Raw genomic sequence first — 18,450 nt, 5'->3', positions numbered from 1 at the left:
GTTTGTTAGGGTTGTGTCAGCTCCTGCTTTCGGGATCTTTCATCCCGGCAGGGGCGGGCCGACTGACCCCGGTGCTCCCCTGCCGCAGAAGGATCATGTCTTTTTCAGATATTTCTTGTTGTCCAGGGCAACGGCAACCACGATGATTACACCCTTGATGATGTACTGGTAGTACTGGTCCAGCCCCATAAAGGTCATGCCGTAGCTGATGATGGTGAACATGAAGACACCGGCGATAGCCCCCGAGACCTTCCCGATACCGCCGGAGAAGGAGATGCCTCCCACCACACAGGCGGCGATCGCGTCCAGTTCGTAGCCGAAGCCGGTGCCGTTATTGGCAGACCCGATTCGGGCCGCCTCCAGAAAACCGCCGATCCCGTAGAGGATTCCGGCAAAGACATACACCATGATGACGGTTCGGGTCACGTTGACGCCCGATACCTCGGCCGCCTCGGGATTCCCCCCCACGGCGAAGAGGTTTTTCCCGAAGGTGGTCTTGTTCCAGAGAATCCAGACCACCACGCTGGTCATGGCAGCGTAGATTACCAGTTTGGGAATTCCCAGGAAGGTGCCCACCACGGCCTGGGTGTAGCGGGTGTCAAATCCTCCGATCGGTTGTGGTCCCGGAGCTCCCGAGGCGAAGTAGATGGAGAGTATCCCGTAGGCCGTTATCATCATTCCCAGGGTCGCCAGAAAGGGATGAATTTTGAATTTTGCCACAACCCAGCCGTTGATGCCGCTCAGGAACCCGATAACGATACAGGCGATGATCAGCGGGACGATCAGGGGGAGGGCCGGCAGGTCCGGGTAGAAGCGGCTCGCGTAGTCTGCTCGCTGAAGCATGGAGCCCGATATGACAGCGGCGAACCCCACAAGCCGCCCCAGGGAGAGGTCGGTCCCCTGAAGGATGATGATGCCGGCAACCCCGAAGGCCAGGATAAGCCGCACCGAGCTCTGGGTGAGGATATTTCGAAAGACCGGGATCGAGATGAACCGGGGCTCGTGAATAACGATGATCCCGATGATAAGGGCAATCACGATGTAGATCCCGTTATTGATCAAAAAGTCCTTCCAGTTTTGCGATCGCACTGTCAGGAGCTTCGAGAGCACTGGAGTTTTCATACTTCTGCCTCTTTGGTGTTGTTGATATGCTTTGTCGCCAGGTGAAAGATCTCTTCCTGGCTGGTTTTGTCGGTGTCGACGATTCCCGCGACCCGGCCGTTGCTCATCACCATGATGCGGTCGGTAATCCCCAGAAGTTCGGGCATCTCCGAGGAGATCATGATCACCGATTTGTCTTTCATGGCGAGTTTTATGATGAGCTGGTAGATCTCGTACTTTGCGCCCACGTCTATGCCACGGGTTGGTTCATCCATGATAAGGATGTCCGGGTCGGTCAGGAGCCAGCGTCCGATAATGACCTTTTGCTGGTTTCCCCCGCTCAGGGTCCGGATGAGGTCTCTCCTGGAGTTTGTCTTGATCCGCATGGCCCGGATTTTCTCATCGGTGTCGCGCTTCATGGCGGTTTCGTCCAGGAGACCGATTCCGGTACGGTAGGAGGTAATATTTGCGATGGTCGAGTTGAAGGTAATGTCACCCACGGGGTAGATGCCGGTCTGGCGGCGCTCCTCCGTGAGGAAGGCAAAGCGGTTTCTCTTGGCCTGGCCGGGGGAATCGAGACTGACCGGTTTCCCGTCGATAAAGAAACTGCCGCTCTCGCGGGTTCTGATGCCAAAGATCGCTTCGGCCATCTCCGTTCGGCCTGCTCCAACGAGTCCTGCCACGCCCAGAATCTCCCCCCGCCGCACCGAGAAGTTCACCTCCCGCACGCGGGGTTCGTACCGGGTAGAGAGATCCTTCACCTCGAAATGGACCGCTCCGGGGTTGTTGGTTCTTTCGGGAAAGCGGTTTTCCAGTTGTCTGCCCACCATCATTTTTACCAGCTTGTCCATGGTGAGGTTGGATGTTTTCTNGGTTCCCACGTAGGAGCCGTCGCGCAAGACCGAGACCTCGTCGGAGATGCGGAAGATTTCGTCCATCTTGTGGGAGATGTAGATGATGCTCACCCCCTGTTTTCGCAGTTCGCCGATTATGGAGAAGAGCAGTTCGGTCTCCTTCTCGGTGAGCGACGAGGTGGGTTCGTCCAGAACGATCACCTTGGCGTCGTAGGAGATGGCTTTGGCTATCTCCACCATCTGGCGCTGGGAAACCGAGAGGCGGCTCAGGATCGTATCGGGGTCCAGATGGATCGAGAGTCGCTCAAAAAGAGCCAGTGTGGCCTGGCGCATCTTCTTCTCGTTGATCAGCGGTCCTGTCTTGGGATACCTGCCGAGCCAGATATTGTCGGAGATGCTCCGCTGGGTGACCTGGTTCAGTTCCTGGTGGACCATGGAGACTCCCTGTTCCAGGGCGTCCTTGGGATCGGCGAAGTTGACTTCCTGCCCGTTCAGAAAAAATTGGCCCTTATCCTCCCGGTATATTCCGAAGAGGCACTTCATGAGGGTCGATTTCCCGGCGCCGTTTTCGCCCATCAGGGCGTGGACCGTTCCGGGTTTGACCGAGAGAGAGACGTTCCTGAGAACCGCCACACCGGAGAAGGTCTTTGTTACATCCTTGATATACAGTAATTCCTGCACCACCTGCGCCCCTTTCAGAACAGAACAGGGAAGCCTCGCGGCTTCCCTGTTCGAAGGTTCCCCTCGTGTCAGCGGAAACTCTGATAGTTGTCGATCGTTACGGGCACGTAGGGAACCCGAACTGCCTTCGACCCGTCCTGCTCCAGAACCCAGTCGGTGCCCTGGGTGACGGGGTTCCCCCGGGCTGCGTTAATGGCCAGGTCCAGTGATGCCCGGGCCTGGTTCACGCCGTCGTTCAGAACGGTTCCGTTCATCTCGCCGTCGGCGATGTGGGTCAGGGCCTGATCCAGGGCGTCGACACCGTAGATCGGGATAGACACACCGGCTGCTTTCATGGCGGTGATTGCGCCGAAGGCCATGCCGTCGTTGTTGGCAATGACCATCTCGATCTGGTCTCCGAACTGTGAGGTGAGCCAGGCTGCCATGCTGTCGGCGCCGTGCTGGGTGGACCAGAAGGGATCGGCCTCCAGGGCAAGCTGCTGAACCTGGATTCCCCGGTCGGTGAAGGCCTTGACCGAGTGAAGGGTCCGGGCTTCGGCGTCGGGATGGCCGGGTTCACCCTTGAGCATCACGTACTGGAGGATGCCGTCGCCGTTCTTGTCCCATTCGGGGTTGGCGAGCCAGTCTTCCACCATCATCTGGCCCTGGATAATTCCCGATTCGGCCGAGTCGGTTCCTACGTACCAGACCTTGTCGTAGAGGTCCATAACACCCGCCTCGGTGGCTTCCTTGTTGAAGAGGATGAGGGGGATGTTCGCCTGTTTTGCCTTTTCGATGACGTTCCGCGCTGCGGCGGGATCCACCAGGTTGATCACCAGCACGTCCACCCCGCGGGTGATGAAGACGTCGATCTGATCGTTCAGGCGCGCCTGCTGTCCCTCGGAGTCCACGATGTCGATCCGGACACCCCGTACCTGGGCGTAGCGCTCCAGTTCGGGTTTCATGACTCCGTTCATGAAGTTGTCAGCGAAACTGTAGATATTTGCCCCGATCCTGATCTGGTCCGATTCCTGGCGGCCTCCGGCGAAGAGGGCAGGGGCCATCATTGCGGCGGCAAGCAGGATCAAAACGATTCGTTTTGTCATACATACTCCTTTGTTTGTGTGTGATGAGTTGTATGCTACCCTCCCCTGGCCAGTTCGCAATGGACGATCCGCTACAAACATTGCAAAATCCTGCACACTGCTTGCGTCTGCGTCTGCGTCTGCGTCTGCGTCTGTGTCTGTGTCTGTGGTCCGGCGGGCCGACTGGCGGGTCGGCCCGTGGCTAGTGAATGAAGGGCTGGTAATCGACCCAGATGTAGCGCCCCTCTTCCGGAGGGGGGGCGTGGGGGTCCTCGGGACCCGCCGAGAGGATATCCCCGGTCAGCTCGGCAATCGCCCGGGCCATGGTGGCCGAGTCGTTCAGGACTGTGCCGTAGAGGTGGCCCTGTCTGATTGCCTGGACCGCCTCGTCTATTCCGTCGATCCCCACCAGGGGTATCCAGCGGGGGCTCNCCGGCGAGGGAGCGCGTCCCATGTCGTGAAGACGCTGGATGACGCCCAGGGCCATGGCATCGTTGTTGGAGATCACCAGCTCAACCGTCTCCCCGTAGGTCTCCAGCAGGGGCAGGCTCTTCTCGTAGGCCTCGGTGAAGCTCCAGTTGGCAACCTCGATCGCCAGAATGTCCACGGGAAAGTTCCGNTTCTCGAAGGCCGAGAGAACTCCCGTGGTCCGTATNTCTGCATCCTGGTGGCCCTGTTCGCCCTTGAAGATGATCGTCTGCACGCGGCCGTCGCCGTTCCTGTCCAGGTGGTTCAGGTCGGGAGGGGTTCCGCCAAAGAGATCGACCACCAGATCGGCCTGGAGTTCTGCCGACTGNGCCGGCTTGGCGCCAACGTAGTAGACCCGGTCCCAGAGGTCCATGTCCGACCGCAGGGGTTCCCGGTTGAAGAAGATCACGGGGATGTTGTGCTCCCGGGCGTGGAGAATGATCGTATAGGCGCTGAGCCGGTCCACGGGGTTGATTATGAGCAGGTCAGCCCCCTCGGCTATGGCGCGCTCGATCCCCTCGTTTTGCATCACCTGGGAGTTCTGGGCGTCCCAGAGGGTGATGCGAAAGGACTCCCGGGTCTCGTCCTTGATGTGTTCCACCAGAGAGCGGATGTAGGGGTCCTCCATGGTATAGGGAAAGAGGGTGATCTTTGGCGTCGAGGGCTGGCACCCCGCGAGGAGGAGGAGCGCCACCGGGATGGCCAAGGCCTTCGCGAACATCACGGCNCNCCNCCCGCCAGGGGATCCGGTGAGGGAGGGGGAGGAATCACCAGGGTCACGGTGGTGCTCTCGTCGGCGATGCTCGATATCCGGAGATCCGCCGAGTCACCGTAGTAGAGCGTGAGCCGCTGGTAGACGTTCCTGAGCCCCACGCTGGATTGGGCGTCGGGGCTCCGGATCATGCGGTGAATCTGGTCAATCTTCTCCTCCGTGAGGCCGTAGCCGCTGTTGGTGACGCGAAAGATCATCTGTTCCCCCTTCGTGTCGTCCCGGATCAGTTCTCCCCGGATCGACAGGATGTTCTCGTCGTCGCCCATGCCGTGGTAGAGGGCGTTCTCCACCAGGGGTTGCAGCAGGAGTTTCATGATCAGGTGTTCCTGCATCTCCTCCTCCACAGAGATGGTATAGCTGAACTTCCGGGCGTAACGGATCTGCTGAATGGTGAGGTAGCTGTTGATGTGCTCCACCTCGTCTCGGACGGGGATGAAGGTGGCGCCCCGGGAGATGCTGAGCCGGAAGAACCGCGCCAGGGCCGCCACGGTTATCACCACGTCGTTGTTTCTTCCCTCTTCTGCCAGTCCGATGATGGAGTCCAGGGTGTTGTACAGGAAATGGGGGTTGATCTGGTTTTGCAGCGCCCGCAGGGCCGTCTTCCGTTTTTCCCTCTGTTCCTCTACCAGTCTGTCCATGAGTGTTCTGATCTGTTCCACCATTCGCCTGAAGGACCGGGAGAGCTCCACAATTTCCCGCTGGCCTTCCACGTCGATGGGGGTCGAGAGATCGCCCCCTTCGATCCTGGCCATGATGTGTTTGAGCTCGTGGATGGGTTTGGATATCCTGAAGGAGAGAAACCCGGCGATCATGGCTGTTATGCCCAGGGAGCCGAGAAAGATCAGAACAATTGCCACCACCAGGTGATGCTGGGTCTGGGTGACCACGTCCACGTTCAGGACGGTCACGATGCGCCACCGGGTCTGATAAAGGCTGTTTACGTTAATGTAGAAATCGATTCCCCTGATTCGCTTCCGGTATACCCCCAGGTAGCGGTCCCGGCTGTAGCGGTAGCTCCCCTCGGCGTGGATGCCCCAGGAGGAGGTGTACACCAGCGATCCCCGGGGGTCCAGGATGAGCAGGTGTCCGAACTCTCCCAGATTGGTTTTCCGGGCCAGGTCCTTGATGACGTTTGTATTGAGTTCCAGTACCAGGAGCCCCTCGGCCAGGCCGCCCTGATACTGATACTGGACCCGTTGTACCACGGTTATCACCTCTTCGGCCCGGGGTGTCGCAGCGTTCAGGCTCTGGCCCAGAGAGAAGTGAAAGATGTCGGGGTAGGTGCGGGCCTGATCGAACCAGGGGGTCTGGCGGATCGCCTGGGGTTCCAGGGTGGACGCATCGCCGGCCAGGTGATTTCCCTGGTTGTCGAAGAGAAAGATCGATGTCAGGTCTCTCTTGATCTGGGAGTTCAGGGAGAATATCTCCTGTATCTGGGGCAGTTCCCGTCCCACGTCCCGATTTGTAACGGTCAGGTGAAGAAAGTTCGCCGTTTCGATGACGCTGCTGATGTAGCGGTCGTAGTTGAAGACGATTTGCTTGGTGATTTCCCGGGATTGCCGGTCGATGAGTTTTTCCGTGGTCCGGGCAAAATAGAAGAAGTAGGCGGCGCTGGAGAAGCAGAGTACCACCGTGACGATCAGGACCGTGGCGGCCAGGATTTTCTGTCCGATGCTCCAGGGATTTTTCCAGGGATGCTTCCGGGGCAGGCTAGAGGTGTTTTTCACGGTACGCCTTGGGCGGAAGCCCGGTATGCCGCTTGAAGCAGTGGCTGAAGTAATAGACGTCGCGGTACCCGCAGGCTTCGGCGACCTCCACCACCCTGCTTCCCGAGAGCAGCAGGTGTTCCCGGGCGTGCTCCATGCGGAGTTTCGTCAGATACCGNACAAAGGTGGTGGCCTGGTATTTCCGGAAGAGCTGGCTCAGGTAGGACATNCTGATGCCGCAGGTGTCGCAGACGGTCTGCATGGTCAGCTGGTTGTCGGAGAAGTTCTGTTTCAGAAAGGTGATTACCTGGGCCAGGAGTTCTTCCCCGCTGTCGCGGCGGTTCTCCTGGCTCTCCCGGCGGATCGCTTCGCCGGTTTTCCGGGCCCACTGAAGGTATTCTGTAAAGCTTCGCATGCGCAGGAGGGTTTCGAGGATGTCGTCGGGTGCCACTGTCCGGATGTCCACGCCGACGGTCCGGGCGTAGTTCACCAGGCTCTGGGTGATGCCCAGCATGAGAAACCGTGCCAGGGGTATCTCCCCGGGAGGGGCGTGAAAGGGCTCCCCCAGCCGCCGGGGGCTCAGGCTCTGGCGAAGGCTCTCGAGGCGATCGCCAAACCCGGCCAGGGCCGCGTCGATCTCCTGGGGGTCGCCAAAGCGAAGAAGCTGCTGAAGCTCCGCCTCTTCTTCCCCGGTGAGCANGAGCGGCTGGGTCCGGGTCGGGGAGGTCTGGTCCGNTGAGTACATCACCAGGCTCAGATTCTGCATCTGTCCGGAGCGGGAGGCCTGGGACGCCTCGTTGAACGCTCCCCGGAGCTGGCTGCATCCGCTGGTGAGGCGGCTCAGGCCCAGAAAGATGCGGAGCGAGAGAAAGTGCTCCACCGTGCGGATCGCCTGGTAGAGAAGCGCGTCGATCTCCCGCAGAAAGGTGGAGCGGGTCTCCTTGAGGACAAAGACCAGGTCATCCTGGAAGGAACAGGAGTAGTGCTCGATCTCCTGGGCGTGCAGGGCGTGGCTGATGTTGTTCCGGACTCCCAGTTTGGCCGTTTCGAACTCCAGGATGTCCCAGTGCTTTTCCGATCGTTCGATCCCGATCAGGGCAACTACGTAGTTTGCGTCGTCCAGGCGGAGGCCGTATTCCCGAAGGCGTTGCACGATGGGGGGCTGTTCCGCCGGGGGTGACGTGAGGAGGTCCGAGAGGGCCTTTTCTGTCAGGACGGGAAGGCTCTCCTGGTACTGGCGCANCATGGTTTCCTGGCTGTAGCGGCTTGCGAACTCCTGGTCCAGTTCGGNTTTGAGGTCCGCCAGGAAGGAGCGGATGTCCTCCTGCGTGAGGGGTTTCATGAGATAGCTGCGGACCTGGAGCTGTACGGCCTGGCGGGCGTAATCAAAGTCGTTGTAGCCCGAGATAAAGCCCACNCTGATNGCGGGGTAGTCCCGGCGCAGGATTGTGGCCAGTTCGATGCCGTCGATGTAGGGCATCTTGATGTCCGTGAGGACCACGTCCGGGGCGAGTTGTTCCACCAGTTCCAGGGCGTCGTAGCCGTTCCCTGCTGTTCCTGCCACGGTAAAACCGCTTTCGGGCGAGATGTGTGAGGCGATCCTGCTCCGGATCTCGTCCTCGTCGTCGACCAGAACCATTCTGTAGGGAGTTTCCATGGCTTCTTCCTCTGTTCCGGCTCCGCTGTGATCCGGTTCCTCTGCGCCCCGGTCCCGTGGTGTCCTGGAAAACCCGGAGGTTCCTGCCGGGGCTGATCCAGGGACTTGCCTTCAGGTGAAGAGTCTACTATGATCCCTGAGCTTTAGCCATGGTTACAGATCTTCGATCCAAGTCTCCCGATGAACTCTTTTCCACCCCCATCGTACAGCAGACCGCTTTCTGGTCTTCCCTGAAGAGCTCCCTGGGTGTGCGCTCCCTCGCGCTCGATTTCCGCGTGGGCGGATGGGACGGGGTCGCCACGGATGTGCTGGTTGTGTTGCAGCGGGTAGACCGCTTTTCTTCCCTTGCCTACGTGCCCTACGGCCCCGAGGTTGAGCCCTCCGAGAGCAGTCAAGGGGCGTTTCTGGAAGAGCTCTCGGAGTGTCTTCGCGAGGTGCTGCCGTCGGACTGCTTTTGTCTGCGCTACGATCTCTGCTGGGAGTCCTTCTGGGCGAAGGATCCCGATTATTACGACGACCAGGGCCACTGGATGGGTCCGCCCCAGGTGAAGATGCAGGAGTTGAGGTTCAATTATAATACGGTTCGATGGAACCTGAAGAAGGCTCCGTCCAATATCCTGCCCTCAAATACGGTGTATCTGGATTTGCGTCCCCGGCGGGAGCAGATTCTGGCGCAGATGAAGCCCAAGACGCGCTATAATATCGGGTTGTCCCGGCGGAAGGGTGTGGAGGTGAGGTGCCTGGGGCTGGAGTTTCTGGATACCTGGTACCGTCTCTACGCCGAGACGGCCCGACGGAACGGGCTCTTTCTTCACGATATCGAGTATTTTCGGGCGGTTCTTCTGGCCAGGGTCCGGGCGGAGGCCGCTGCGGGGCAGGATGCCCGGGTGTTGCTCCTGGTGGCTGAGTCCCAGGGTGTTCCTCTGGCTGCGATGTTCCTGGTTCTTTCGGGGAACCGGGCGTCCTATTTGTACGGAGCTTCGGCGGGGGACCACCGCAAGGTTATGGCAACCTACGCGCTTCAGTGGGAGGCCATGAATATAGCCAGGGATCGGGGGTGTTGCCAGTACGATATGTTCGGCGTGGCACCCCGCCCCGATCCGGACCATCCCATGCACGGGCTCTACCGCTTCAAGACAGGTTTTGGCGGTACGCTCTATCATTCCCTGGGGTGCTGGGATTACCCGCTGGATCAGGAGCGGTACGCCCGGTTCGTGTCGCAGGAGTTTCATCAGCAGNGGTTTCACCTCCGGTAGGTGCTTCACCTCCGGTGATGGCCGGGAGATAGCCTCCCGGGCGCGGGGGCAGTATCTTTCGGGGGTGCTGCTGCACCACGATCATCATCGGAAGGAGCGGTTTTCCATGAACAGCCGGGACACGAACAGCCGGGACACGAACAGCCGGGAATGGATCAGCTGGAACGGCAATATACGCCACAGATATAATACGCTTCACGAGCCTTCCACGGAGGAGGAGCTCGCCAGGGTTGTAGGCGCGGCCCGGAGTATCCGACCCCTCGGGAACGGNCAGTCTTCTGCCGATATTGCGGGAGGGTCGGAGGAGCTCATCTCCTTTGATCGCTACCAGGGANTTCTGAAGGTCGATCAGGAGAAGCGGGAGGTAACTGCCCGGGCCGGGACCCCCCTGGGGGTCCTGCTGGCCGAGATCGACCGCCAGGGATGGAGTCTCTCGGCTTTGCCCGATATCGACACGGTGACCCTGGCCGGAGCGATCGCCACGGGGACCCACGGCACGGCCGGAGCGGGACGTCTCCTGGGGAACCATATGGTGGCGTGCCGGCTTGTTACTGCCCGGGGCGAGGTTCGGGAGTTCCGTGAAGACGACCCCGAGATGCCCGCTCTGCGTCTCTCCCTGGGAGTGCTGGGGGTCTTCTCTACCATCACCCTGCGGTGCGATCCCGGGTTCCGGCTGGCCGTGACGGAGCGGCCCGTGAAGGACGAGGTCTGGCAGAAGGGCTGGCCGGAGCTGCTCCAGACGCACCCCTTTCTCCGCATCCTGTACCTGCCCCATACCGGGTACGGCTATGTTATTACCGGGGATTACGCCACCGAACCGCAGGGCCAGGGAACCCGACCCTGGTGGATCACGCACCGCCGGGCCGTGTCGGCCCGGCTCTACCAGCGCACGGTGCGACATCCCTCCTTTACAGTGACGGCCAACAAAATTCTGAAGAAGCTCTTTTTCAGCCACACCCAGCGGGCCTTTGGTACACTTTACGAGGCCACGGTAACAAAATCCCGGGGCTCCACCCTGGAGCTTGCCGAGTGGACCGTGGCGCAGGATCGCTTTCCCGAGCTCTTCGCCGAGCTCGGTTCTGCGCTGCGGGACCGCACAAACCCCGCCTTTGTACACATTCCCATGGACGTCCGTTTCCTCAAGGCCGACAATACCTGGTTGAGTTACGCCTGTGAGAGGGATTGTGTCACCCTGGGGTGCGTGTGCCGCGTCCCCGAGGCTGCCGACAGCTACGCCGCCTTCGGAGTGGTGGAAGAGATCTTCCGTCGCTACGGGGGGCGTCCGCACTGGGCCAAGCGACACGCCATGAGGGGGGACGATTTTGCAGATCTTTACCCCCGGTGGCAGGATTTCCTCGATCTTCGCCAGCGGATGGACCCGCAGGGAACCTTTCTGACCCCCTCCCTGAAGGAGCTCCTGGGTATCGACTGAGGCACAATCGCCGGGGCTCCCCTCTCCTCCGGTGCCGGAAGGCACTGATATTACGGGGAACCGCAGAACCGGGCGTTCGCCGCCGGGAATTTCGCCGCCGGGAATTTCGTTGCGGGGAACAAGGAGAGGGTTGTATAATTCTGTGACCGGGGAGGTGCGCGATGGATGGAACCAGGCCGAAGGGGCCCCTGGGAAGGGCCGTTCCCCGCAGGGACGGTCGCGACAAAACCACGGGCAGGACCCGGTATACCGACGACCACCGCCTGCCGGGGCTGCTCTACGCATCGGTGGTGAACAGCACCACAGCCCACGCCAGGATCGTATCGATCGATGCGGCCCGGGCAGAGGCGCTTCCCGGGGTGCGGGGGGTCTTTACGGGGCGCGATTTTCCCCAGCGTCTGGGGCTCTATCTGGGGGACAAGCCCGCCCTGGCCGTGGACCGGGTCCGCTACTCCGGGGAACCCCTGGCAGCGGTCGTCGCAGACGACGAGGTGACGGCCCGGCAGGCGGCCTCGCTGATCAAGGTAACCTGGGAGGAACTTCCCGTTATTGCCAGCCCGACCGAGGCCCTTCTGCCCGAGGCCCCGCTGCTCCATCCCGATCTGGCAGAGTATGTTCACATTCCCGCGATCTTTCCCGAGCCGGGAACCAACATCGCTCACCATTCCCGAATACGAAAGGGTGATGCCGCCAGCGCGCTGGCCACGGCAGATCTGGTTATTCAGGGGTCTTTCGGGTTTCCCCCCCGCGATCACGCTGCCCTGGAGCCTCGGGTGGCCATTGCACGCATCACCAGCGATGGAACGGTGGTGATCCGCACGGCGAGCCAGAGTCCCTACGGTGTTCGGGGGATCATGAGCAGGGTCTTCGGCATTCCCCCGGGGAAGCTGGTGGTGGAAGTAGCCGAGGTTGGGGGAGGCTTTGGCGGGAAGGCGGGGATTCAGCTCGAGCCNCTGGCTTATCTCCTCTCCCGGGAGATGGGTGGTCGGCCCGTACGGGTGATGAACTCCCGGGAGCAGGATATGACGGCCTCTCCCGGCGGGCCCGGCCTGGAGGCCCGGGTAAAACTGGGTGCCCGGAAAGAGGGGGAGCTCCTGGCAGCGGAGATCGAGTTTTTCTTCGATTCCGGGGGCTACGCCGACTACGCCGTAAACGTGAGCCGTGCCGCAGCCTACGCCTCTACCGGCCCCTACGCGATCCCCCACGTGACAACCGACAGTTACTGCGTGTACACGAACCATCCCTTCGCCACGGCCTTCCGCGGCTTTGGTCATATCGAGTTGAGCTTCGCCGTGGAACGGGCCATGGATCTGCTCGCTCAGGGGCTCGGGATGGACCCTGTGGAGATACGGCGCAAAAATGCGATTCGCCAGGGGGATACCACCCCTTCCCGGGACGAGCTGGACGCGAACACGGGGAATCTCCGGGAGTGCCTGGACCGGGTGGTTCGGCATATCGGGTGGCAACGTCAGGACTCGCCGCCCCCGGAGCAGCCCGTGAACAGTCCCGGCCCCAACCGGGAGATGATCAGGGACCATCTGGTTCGGGCCCGGGGAGTCTCCTGCTACTGGAAGGCGCCGGCTATCCCCACCTTTACCGATGCCGGGGCGATGGTTACGTTCAACGACGACGGGTCGGTAAACGTGATAACCGGAGCCGTGGAGATGGGCCAGGGAATCCATACCGGGCTGGCCCAGATTACCGCCGAGGCTTTGGGAATCGATCTTTCCATGGTTCACGTGGTCCGGGAGGTTATGACCGACCGCGCTCCCCACGACTGGACCAGCGCAGCGAGCCGCACCCTCTTCATGGTGGGTCGTGCCGTTCTGGCGGCGGTGGGCGATGCCGTGGACCAGATCAAGCGCGTGGCCTCGGCCCCCCTGCGGGCTCCCGAGGAGGATCTCGAGGTCAGCCAGGGGCGTGTGTTCCTTCGCGACGATCCCTCCTGGGGATTGCCTCTTGCCGAGGTTGTTCTGGGCTACGTCTACCCCAACGGAAACGCCATCGGCGGGCCCGTGATCGGCCGGGGCAAGTATATCGCCCGTCACCTGAGCCATATCGACCCGGAAACGGGCGAGGGCCGTCCCGGACTGGAATGGACCCTGGGCGCACTGGGGGTAGAGGTGGAGCTGGACCTTCGCGACGGGACCTTCCGGGTTCTCAAGAGCGTCTGTTCCATGGACGTGGGCAGGGTGATCAATCCCGTCATAGCCCGGGGACAGGTGGTTGGTGCCATGGCCATGGGGATAGGCTACGCCACCCGGGAATCCTTCCTCTTCGACCAGCGNGGAAGGGTGATAAACGGCAAACTGAGAGACTACAAGCTTCTGCGTTATGGCGAGCACCCCCGGTACGTGGTGGATTTTGTGGAGACACCCCAGGGGGACGGACCTTTCGGAGCCCGGGGGTTGGGAGAGCAGGGCATCATCGGTGTGCCCGGTGCGCTCTCGTCGGCCCTCTCCCGGGCCGCGGGGTATCAGCTGGATCGGTTGCCCCTGACCCCGGAGTATCTTTGGACGATCCTGAAAGGCGGCGAAGCAGATGATACCCTCCCGTGATATTACCTTTCTCAAGCCCGACTCGGCCCGGGAAGCGGTTCTGGCCTGGCAGGATTCCCGTCAGGAGGGGGCCGGGCCTCTCTATTTCGGGGGAGGGACGGAAATCGTTACCCTGGCCCGGGAGAACAAGCTCCGGGCTGACCGGTTTATTGCCTGCAGGACCCTTCCCGAGGTCGGCCTTCATTCTCCGGGGTATCCCTCGGGTGTGCCGGGGGAGGAGGGCCGGGAAGAGGGGGGCCTGCTTGTCTGGGGAAGCGGGTTGCGCCTGAACGAAGTGGCCGACCGGGGAATGTCTCTACTCCTGGGGCTGTGCTGCAACGGTGTGGCCGACCGGACGGTGAGAAACTCTATCACCCTGGGGGGGAATATCTGCGGCATGCTTCCTTACCGGGAGGCGGTGCTTCCCTTTCTGCTTCTGCAGGGGCAGGTGGAGAGCCTCTCCGGGCCTGACACCCGGGAGATGTATCCTCTGCCGGAGCGCTTTTCCAAGCGTCTGGGGCTGGCAGAGGGGGAGCTGGTCCTCTCGTTCTGTCTGGAGCAGGCGCTGGTTGCAGCGGTAGAGTCCCGGGGGGTGATCCGCCAGGAAGAGGAACCCTGCCGCATCAGCGCCCTCGCCCGGGGAGGACGGGGCGGGTGGTTCTACGAACGCCGGACCGCAGGTGGCCCTGTGGACTATCCGCTCTCGACCCTGGTGCTGGTGCAGATCGACGGTGAGTATCGTCTTGCCCTGACGGGGGTCTTCGGGTATCCCCTGAGAGCGCTCCGGGCGGAGGCCCTTCTGAACGGACCTCGGCCCGAGGGGCTCCCCGCTCCGGAGACCACCCCTGCACAGGCCGTCTCTCCGGAAAGCGATGGGTGGGAGGCACTCGCCGGGGCTGCCCTGGACGCAGAGGGGCTGAAATACAAGACCGACCTTCGCGGTTCGGGCCCCTACCGGCGGGCCGTGGCTGTGCAGAGTCTGGCCAGGGGGCTGGCCGAGCTGGACTCGCTGACCGGCTCCCCAGGGCCGGTTGGTCCCGGTATCGGCCGGGACTCCTGAGGGTTCGAACATAAACAGCTGGCGAAAGGAGCGCGCCCGATGAAGGTTTTTCGGGGATTAACGGAGATAGTTCTCCAGGTGAACGGAGAGGATCGCAGGGTCGGAGTGCGGCCCGGAGAGACGCTCCTTCATACTGTGCGCGATGGTCTGGGGCTCACCGGAACAAAACGGGGGTGCGAGAACGGCGATTGCGGAGCCTGTACCGTCCAGATTGAGGGGGTCCCCGTCAAGTCCTGCTACACCCTGACGGTGGATGTGGAGGGACGGGCGATCACCACGATCGAGGGCCTCCAGGGGTCTGTGGCCCGGGAAGCCTTCGAGCAGGAGGAGGGGTTTCAGTGCGGCTACTGCACCTCGGGGTTTATCGTCAATGCCGACGCCTTTCTCCGCAGGCCGGAGGGGAGGGCAGCCACCCGGGGTGACCGGGGCGGTGTCGGGGATCTGCGGGAGCGGCACATCTGGCTCCAGTCGAACATCTGCCGGTGCACCGGTTACGAGACGATAGAGAGAGCCCTGGACCGGTGTGAAGGCGGGGAGAAAACCTGAAGGAGCTCCCGGGCACCGACTGAGGCAGGATACCCGGGTGGCTACTTCTTCAGGCTGTTTCGCAGCCTGTTGCACAGGACGTGGATCACGCCCCGGGCAATACCGGGGTGGTCTGCCATGACCGAATCGAAGGCGTCTTTCCCGATTTTGAGCAGGCTCGTCTCCTCCAGGGCCGTTACCGATGCGGACCGGGGTTCCGGGTCGAGGACGGCCATCTCTCCCACGACCTGACCGGGGCCGAGTTCAGCGAACGTTCTGGTCTCATCGTGAACGGAAACTCTCCCCTCCCGGATGATGTACATGCAGTCCCCCATCTCGCCCTTGCGAATAACGGTCTCCCTGGGCGCTGCGTCCACGTCCTCACCGATCGAGGCGATATGAGCCAGCACCGCGTCGGGGATGGTGGAGAATATATCGGCGGCCTTCAGGGTCATGACCCGTTCTATTGTGGTGAGCATCTCGTCCTCCAGGGGGTGATCGGTTATACCCGTCACGACGGCAGCGTGATCAGCGCAGGTCCGAAGCCATTCCTCGGGCCAGAGGTCTTTCTCGGTCAGAATCTCCGCGATCTGCCCCGGGCCGTCCAGGACGGGCAGGCCGAAGAGCTCCCGCAGCACCGGAACATCACCGGATTCGGTATGCTCGATCACGGTAATCACGTGGCGCCGGATCTCGGGCTCGAGAATCACGTCGAGCATCTCGCTCGCCAGGGCCTTCTGTTTGGCCGTGCCCTCCATGATCTTTCCCCGGGCACCCATAATCTCGTCGGGATTGTAGAGCAGGGTACAGAGTGTAAAGATCCGGTCCTCCTGGCGCCGGTACTGGTCCCGGAGGGTCGATATCAGGGGCCTGATCTCCTGGTTCATGGCCTCCAGGAGGTGGATAGCCACCAGAATGCGGGCAGCTTTCCCGGAATTGGCGAGGACCTCCCCGATCACCTTCTTTCTCGATTCCGGTGACACGGCCCGGTATCCCCGTTGCGAGAGCGCGCTCTGAACCGTTGCCGCCAGCATCCCCCTCGTTCCGGCCATGAGTGCTTCTTCGAGAAGCGCTCCAATCGGGGGATCGGCGATACGGGCAGAGAGGCGAATCATTCTGATCGATCGCGAAGGAGGAATTTCGGGGTCTCCCCGGAGCGACTTGCTCAGCCAGGGCGCGAGATCCCCGCCAAAGCGGGTCAGGGCAGAGATCGCCTCGGCCCGGGTGTTCACCGGATCGATCCAGGGGAGTATCTCGGGGATCAGCGCCGGATGGCGGACGCTGCCGGCAGCCCTGAGGGCAGCCGAGACCACCTTCTCGACGGGGTCTTTCAGAAGGGGTATCAGGGGATGGTAGAAGGTTCTGATCCCTGCCCGCTCCAGGATCCCCGCCGCTTCGACCCGTTCCCGGGGATCCGGACTGGCCAGCATGGAGTTGAAGACGTTTCCCGCCTGAAGGATGCCATTGATTCCCCCGTAGAGGAAGAGACCGCTCACGGCGGCGCTCCTGATCTCCCGGGAGGGGCTCTCCAGATGGTGCGCCACCGCCCGGGACGGTTCATCCAGGAGGGCGCAGAGCGTCCTGATTCCCGTGGCGCAGAGCGAGGTGTCCTCCGACTGCAGGATCGCCTGTTCTGCGGCCTCTCGTCCCCAGGGGGGGCGTTCCCGCTCTATCCGCTCCAGAAGGTCTTTCCGGACCTCCGGAGGCAGGGGGCGTTCCAGGAGACTGCGGATCTTTCCGGCGTAGGAGGGGTGGGCGGCCTTCTCCAGAATGTCCAGGCCGCTTCGCAGGAGCCAGGGGTCGTCTGCCTCCAGAAGACGGTTCACCACCTGCATTGTGGAAGCGTCTTCCAGATTCAGTTCCATCTCCCCGATGTTCCTCCTGCTAAGGCTTCTGCGGAGCTGCGCGCTGTAGGCCCGGTAGAGAAAAAATCCCGTCACTCCGCACAGGAGCGTGACCATCAGCGTGAGATAGGCTGCCATCCCGGGGGTGTAGCGCGGCATGCGTGCAAAGGAGACGAGGAGCAGACCCGCCAGGCCATAACTGGCGGGGATTCCGATCCCCTGGGCGAAGGTATGAACCACGTCGCGCTCTTTTGCAGAGAGAGGCTGAAAGGCGCTCTGGATCGAGGTCTTGGCGAACCCCGAATACATGGCGTAGTCCACAAACTGGGCCAGTACGACCAGGGCAAAGAACCACGTGCCGGGAGTCCCCTCGATCATCCCGGCCAGGAGTGCCGCCACAAGGACCAGGGCGACCCCCCCAGGGCTCCCGGCCAGCCCCAGGGGCATGCCGAAACGTATCAGAAGCCGTCCCGCCGCGAGGCTGAGGAAGAGAAAGCTCACAGCGGTTGTCCCCGATTTCGCCAGACCGATAAAGTGGCTCATCTCCGACTGGGTGGGAAAGAAGAGCTGAGCCTGGGAGTACACGATATACTGCACCAGAAGCGAGATGGTGGAGGTCACCATCTGGTAGCTGAAGACCAGCAGGGTGTAGGGTTTTCCCAGAATTGTCAGGAACGCCCGGACCCCCTGGTCGTTTCTGTTCCGGCTCTGCTCGTGGCGGTGTGCCCGGTGATGGGCCTCTGCCGGACAGATGTACTCGGCGGTCACCACGGTTACCAGTACCAGGGCCCCCGCCATGGAGAGGCCTCCCACAATCAGGAGCCGCTCCAGGGAACCCGTGAGGGCTGTCAGGGGGCGTACCAGGAGGCCTGCCAGGACCACGGCCAGCATCTCCCCTCCCGTGATCTTGGGGTAGCGGTTTTTTATCGTCCTGGCATCGTAGATCTCTACCGCCTGGGACCCCCGGAGCATCATCAGATAGAGCGTTCCCATGGTGTTCATCACCATCAGGGCGTAGATGATCCAGGAAAGATCCGCCAGGAGGAGCGCCCCGTAGGCAAGGAAGAAGAGTCCCGTGAAGAGAGCCGTCACGAGGGTGGAGGTTCTGGCCAGATGGAGCCGCGCCTCCAGTGCGTTGAAGCCGATCGTGAAGACCGGAACGGTGACCCCCACCAGGACGTAGACGGTTCTCAGGCCGGCCGAACCGAACTCCACCACCAGCAGGGTATAGGCCACGTTGAAGAGCAGCCCGAAGGAGAGACCGGTGAAAAACGCCTGACCTGTAAGTAAGAGCAACGCCCGGTCCCGGAGGAAGGAGGTGCTGACCGTTACCTTTGGCCCCTGTAGTGTCGTGGTGTCCACGGTACAGAAAGAGTAGTTCACGAAAGGTGGCGATTCAAGCCGGAGGAGGGGATGAAGAGATCCAGGGCGAACCTGCAGGGCACAGAGGGGCCACGGAAACAGAAAAGGCCGCCGGTCTGTTATAACCGACG

The 18,450-nt window shown here is 61.8% G+C and carries 12 protein-coding genes; 5 read left to right on the top strand and 7 right to left on the bottom strand.

Features of this window, described 5'->3' with window-relative positions; all coding sequences use genetic code 11:
• Window positions 1–93: 93 nt before the first annotated feature.
• From mglC to B071_RS0114200, 6 genes are all read right to left on the bottom strand, one after another.
• Window positions 94–1,122: a galactose/methyl galactoside ABC transporter permease MglC gene (mglC, locus tag B071_RS0114225; RefSeq protein WP_051075320.1), complete on the bottom strand. Its 1,029-nt coding sequence runs from the start codon at window positions 1,120–1,122 to the stop codon at window positions 94–96.
• Window positions 1,119–2,588, bottom strand: a complete 1,470-nt coding sequence (locus B071_RS0114220; protein ID WP_438829747.1) for a sugar ABC transporter ATP-binding protein — start codon at window positions 2,586–2,588, stop codon at window positions 1,119–1,121. The genes mglC and B071_RS0114220 overlap by 4 nt, the downstream gene beginning before the upstream one ends.
• Before the next feature lie 116 nt (window positions 2,589–2,704).
• Complete coding sequence (locus B071_RS0114215; RefSeq protein ID WP_018527738.1) at window positions 2,705–3,721, bottom strand: substrate-binding domain-containing protein; 1,017 nt, start codon at window positions 3,719–3,721, stop codon at window positions 2,705–2,707.
• A 181-nt stretch (window positions 3,722–3,902) separates the two neighbouring features.
• Window positions 3,903–4,889, bottom strand: coding sequence for a galactose ABC transporter substrate-binding protein (locus tag B071_RS17905; protein WP_018527737.1), 987 nt, complete (start codon window positions 4,887–4,889; stop codon window positions 3,903–3,905).
• Window positions 4,889–6,571: a cache domain-containing sensor histidine kinase gene (locus B071_RS20680; protein ID WP_498365812.1), complete on the bottom strand. Its 1,683-nt coding sequence runs from the start codon at window positions 6,569–6,571 to the stop codon at window positions 4,889–4,891. The genes B071_RS17905 and B071_RS20680 overlap by 1 nt, the downstream gene beginning before the upstream one ends.
• Window positions 6,572–6,650: 79 nt before the next feature.
• Window positions 6,651–8,285 carry a response regulator gene (locus B071_RS0114200; protein WP_438829745.1) on the bottom strand — a complete coding sequence of 545 codons (1,635 nt, stop codon included), beginning with the start codon at window positions 8,283–8,285 and terminating at the stop codon, window positions 6,651–6,653.
• A 167-nt stretch (window positions 8,286–8,452) separates the two neighbouring features.
• On the opposite strand from B071_RS0114200, the gene B071_RS0114195 reads away from it, so the two are divergent.
• The 5 genes from B071_RS0114195 to B071_RS0114175 all read left to right on the top strand — a co-directional run bounded on the left by B071_RS0114195 (window position 8,453) and on the right by B071_RS0114175 (window position 15,134).
• Window positions 8,453–9,559 (top strand): lipid II:glycine glycyltransferase FemX, encoded by a 1,107-nt coding sequence (locus tag B071_RS0114195; protein WP_018527734.1) that lies wholly within the window; start codon window positions 8,453–8,455, stop codon window positions 9,557–9,559.
• 106 nt (window positions 9,560–9,665) lie between these two features.
• Complete coding sequence (locus tag B071_RS0114190) at window positions 9,666–10,991, top strand: D-arabinono-1,4-lactone oxidase (protein ID WP_018527733.1); 1,326 nt, start codon at window positions 9,666–9,668, stop codon at window positions 10,989–10,991.
• A 161-nt stretch (window positions 10,992–11,152) separates the two neighbouring features.
• Complete coding sequence (locus B071_RS0114185; protein WP_018527732.1) at window positions 11,153–13,549, top strand: xanthine dehydrogenase family protein molybdopterin-binding subunit; 2,397 nt, start codon at window positions 11,153–11,155, stop codon at window positions 13,547–13,549.
• The gene (locus B071_RS0114180; RefSeq protein ID WP_018527731.1) at window positions 13,533–14,588 is read left to right on the top strand and encodes an FAD binding domain-containing protein; all 1,056 of its coding nucleotides are present in this window, start codon (window positions 13,533–13,535) and stop codon (window positions 14,586–14,588) included. The genes B071_RS0114185 and B071_RS0114180 overlap by 17 nt, the downstream gene beginning before the upstream one ends.
• 39 nt (window positions 14,589–14,627) lie before the next feature.
• A complete protein-coding gene (locus tag B071_RS0114175; protein ID WP_018527730.1) occupies window positions 14,628–15,134 on the top strand; it encodes a (2Fe-2S)-binding protein in 507 nt (168 codons plus the stop codon).
• 41 nt (window positions 15,135–15,175) lie between these two features.
• On the opposite strand, the gene B071_RS18765 is transcribed toward B071_RS0114175, so the two are convergent.
• Window positions 15,176–18,340, bottom strand: a complete 3,165-nt coding sequence (locus B071_RS18765; protein WP_157703270.1) for a cyclic nucleotide-binding domain-containing protein — start codon at window positions 18,338–18,340, stop codon at window positions 15,176–15,178.
• Between the last annotated feature and the right edge of the window lie 110 nt (window positions 18,341–18,450).

The sequence above is a fragment of the Alkalispirochaeta alkalica DSM 8900 genome, assembly GCF_000373545.1.
GTDB classification, from domain to species: domain Bacteria; phylum Spirochaetota; class Spirochaetia; order DSM-27196; family Alkalispirochaetaceae; genus Alkalispirochaeta; species Alkalispirochaeta alkalica.
Note: the sequence above shows the minus strand (reverse complement) of the source record. Positions and strands in the feature narration are given on the sequence as shown.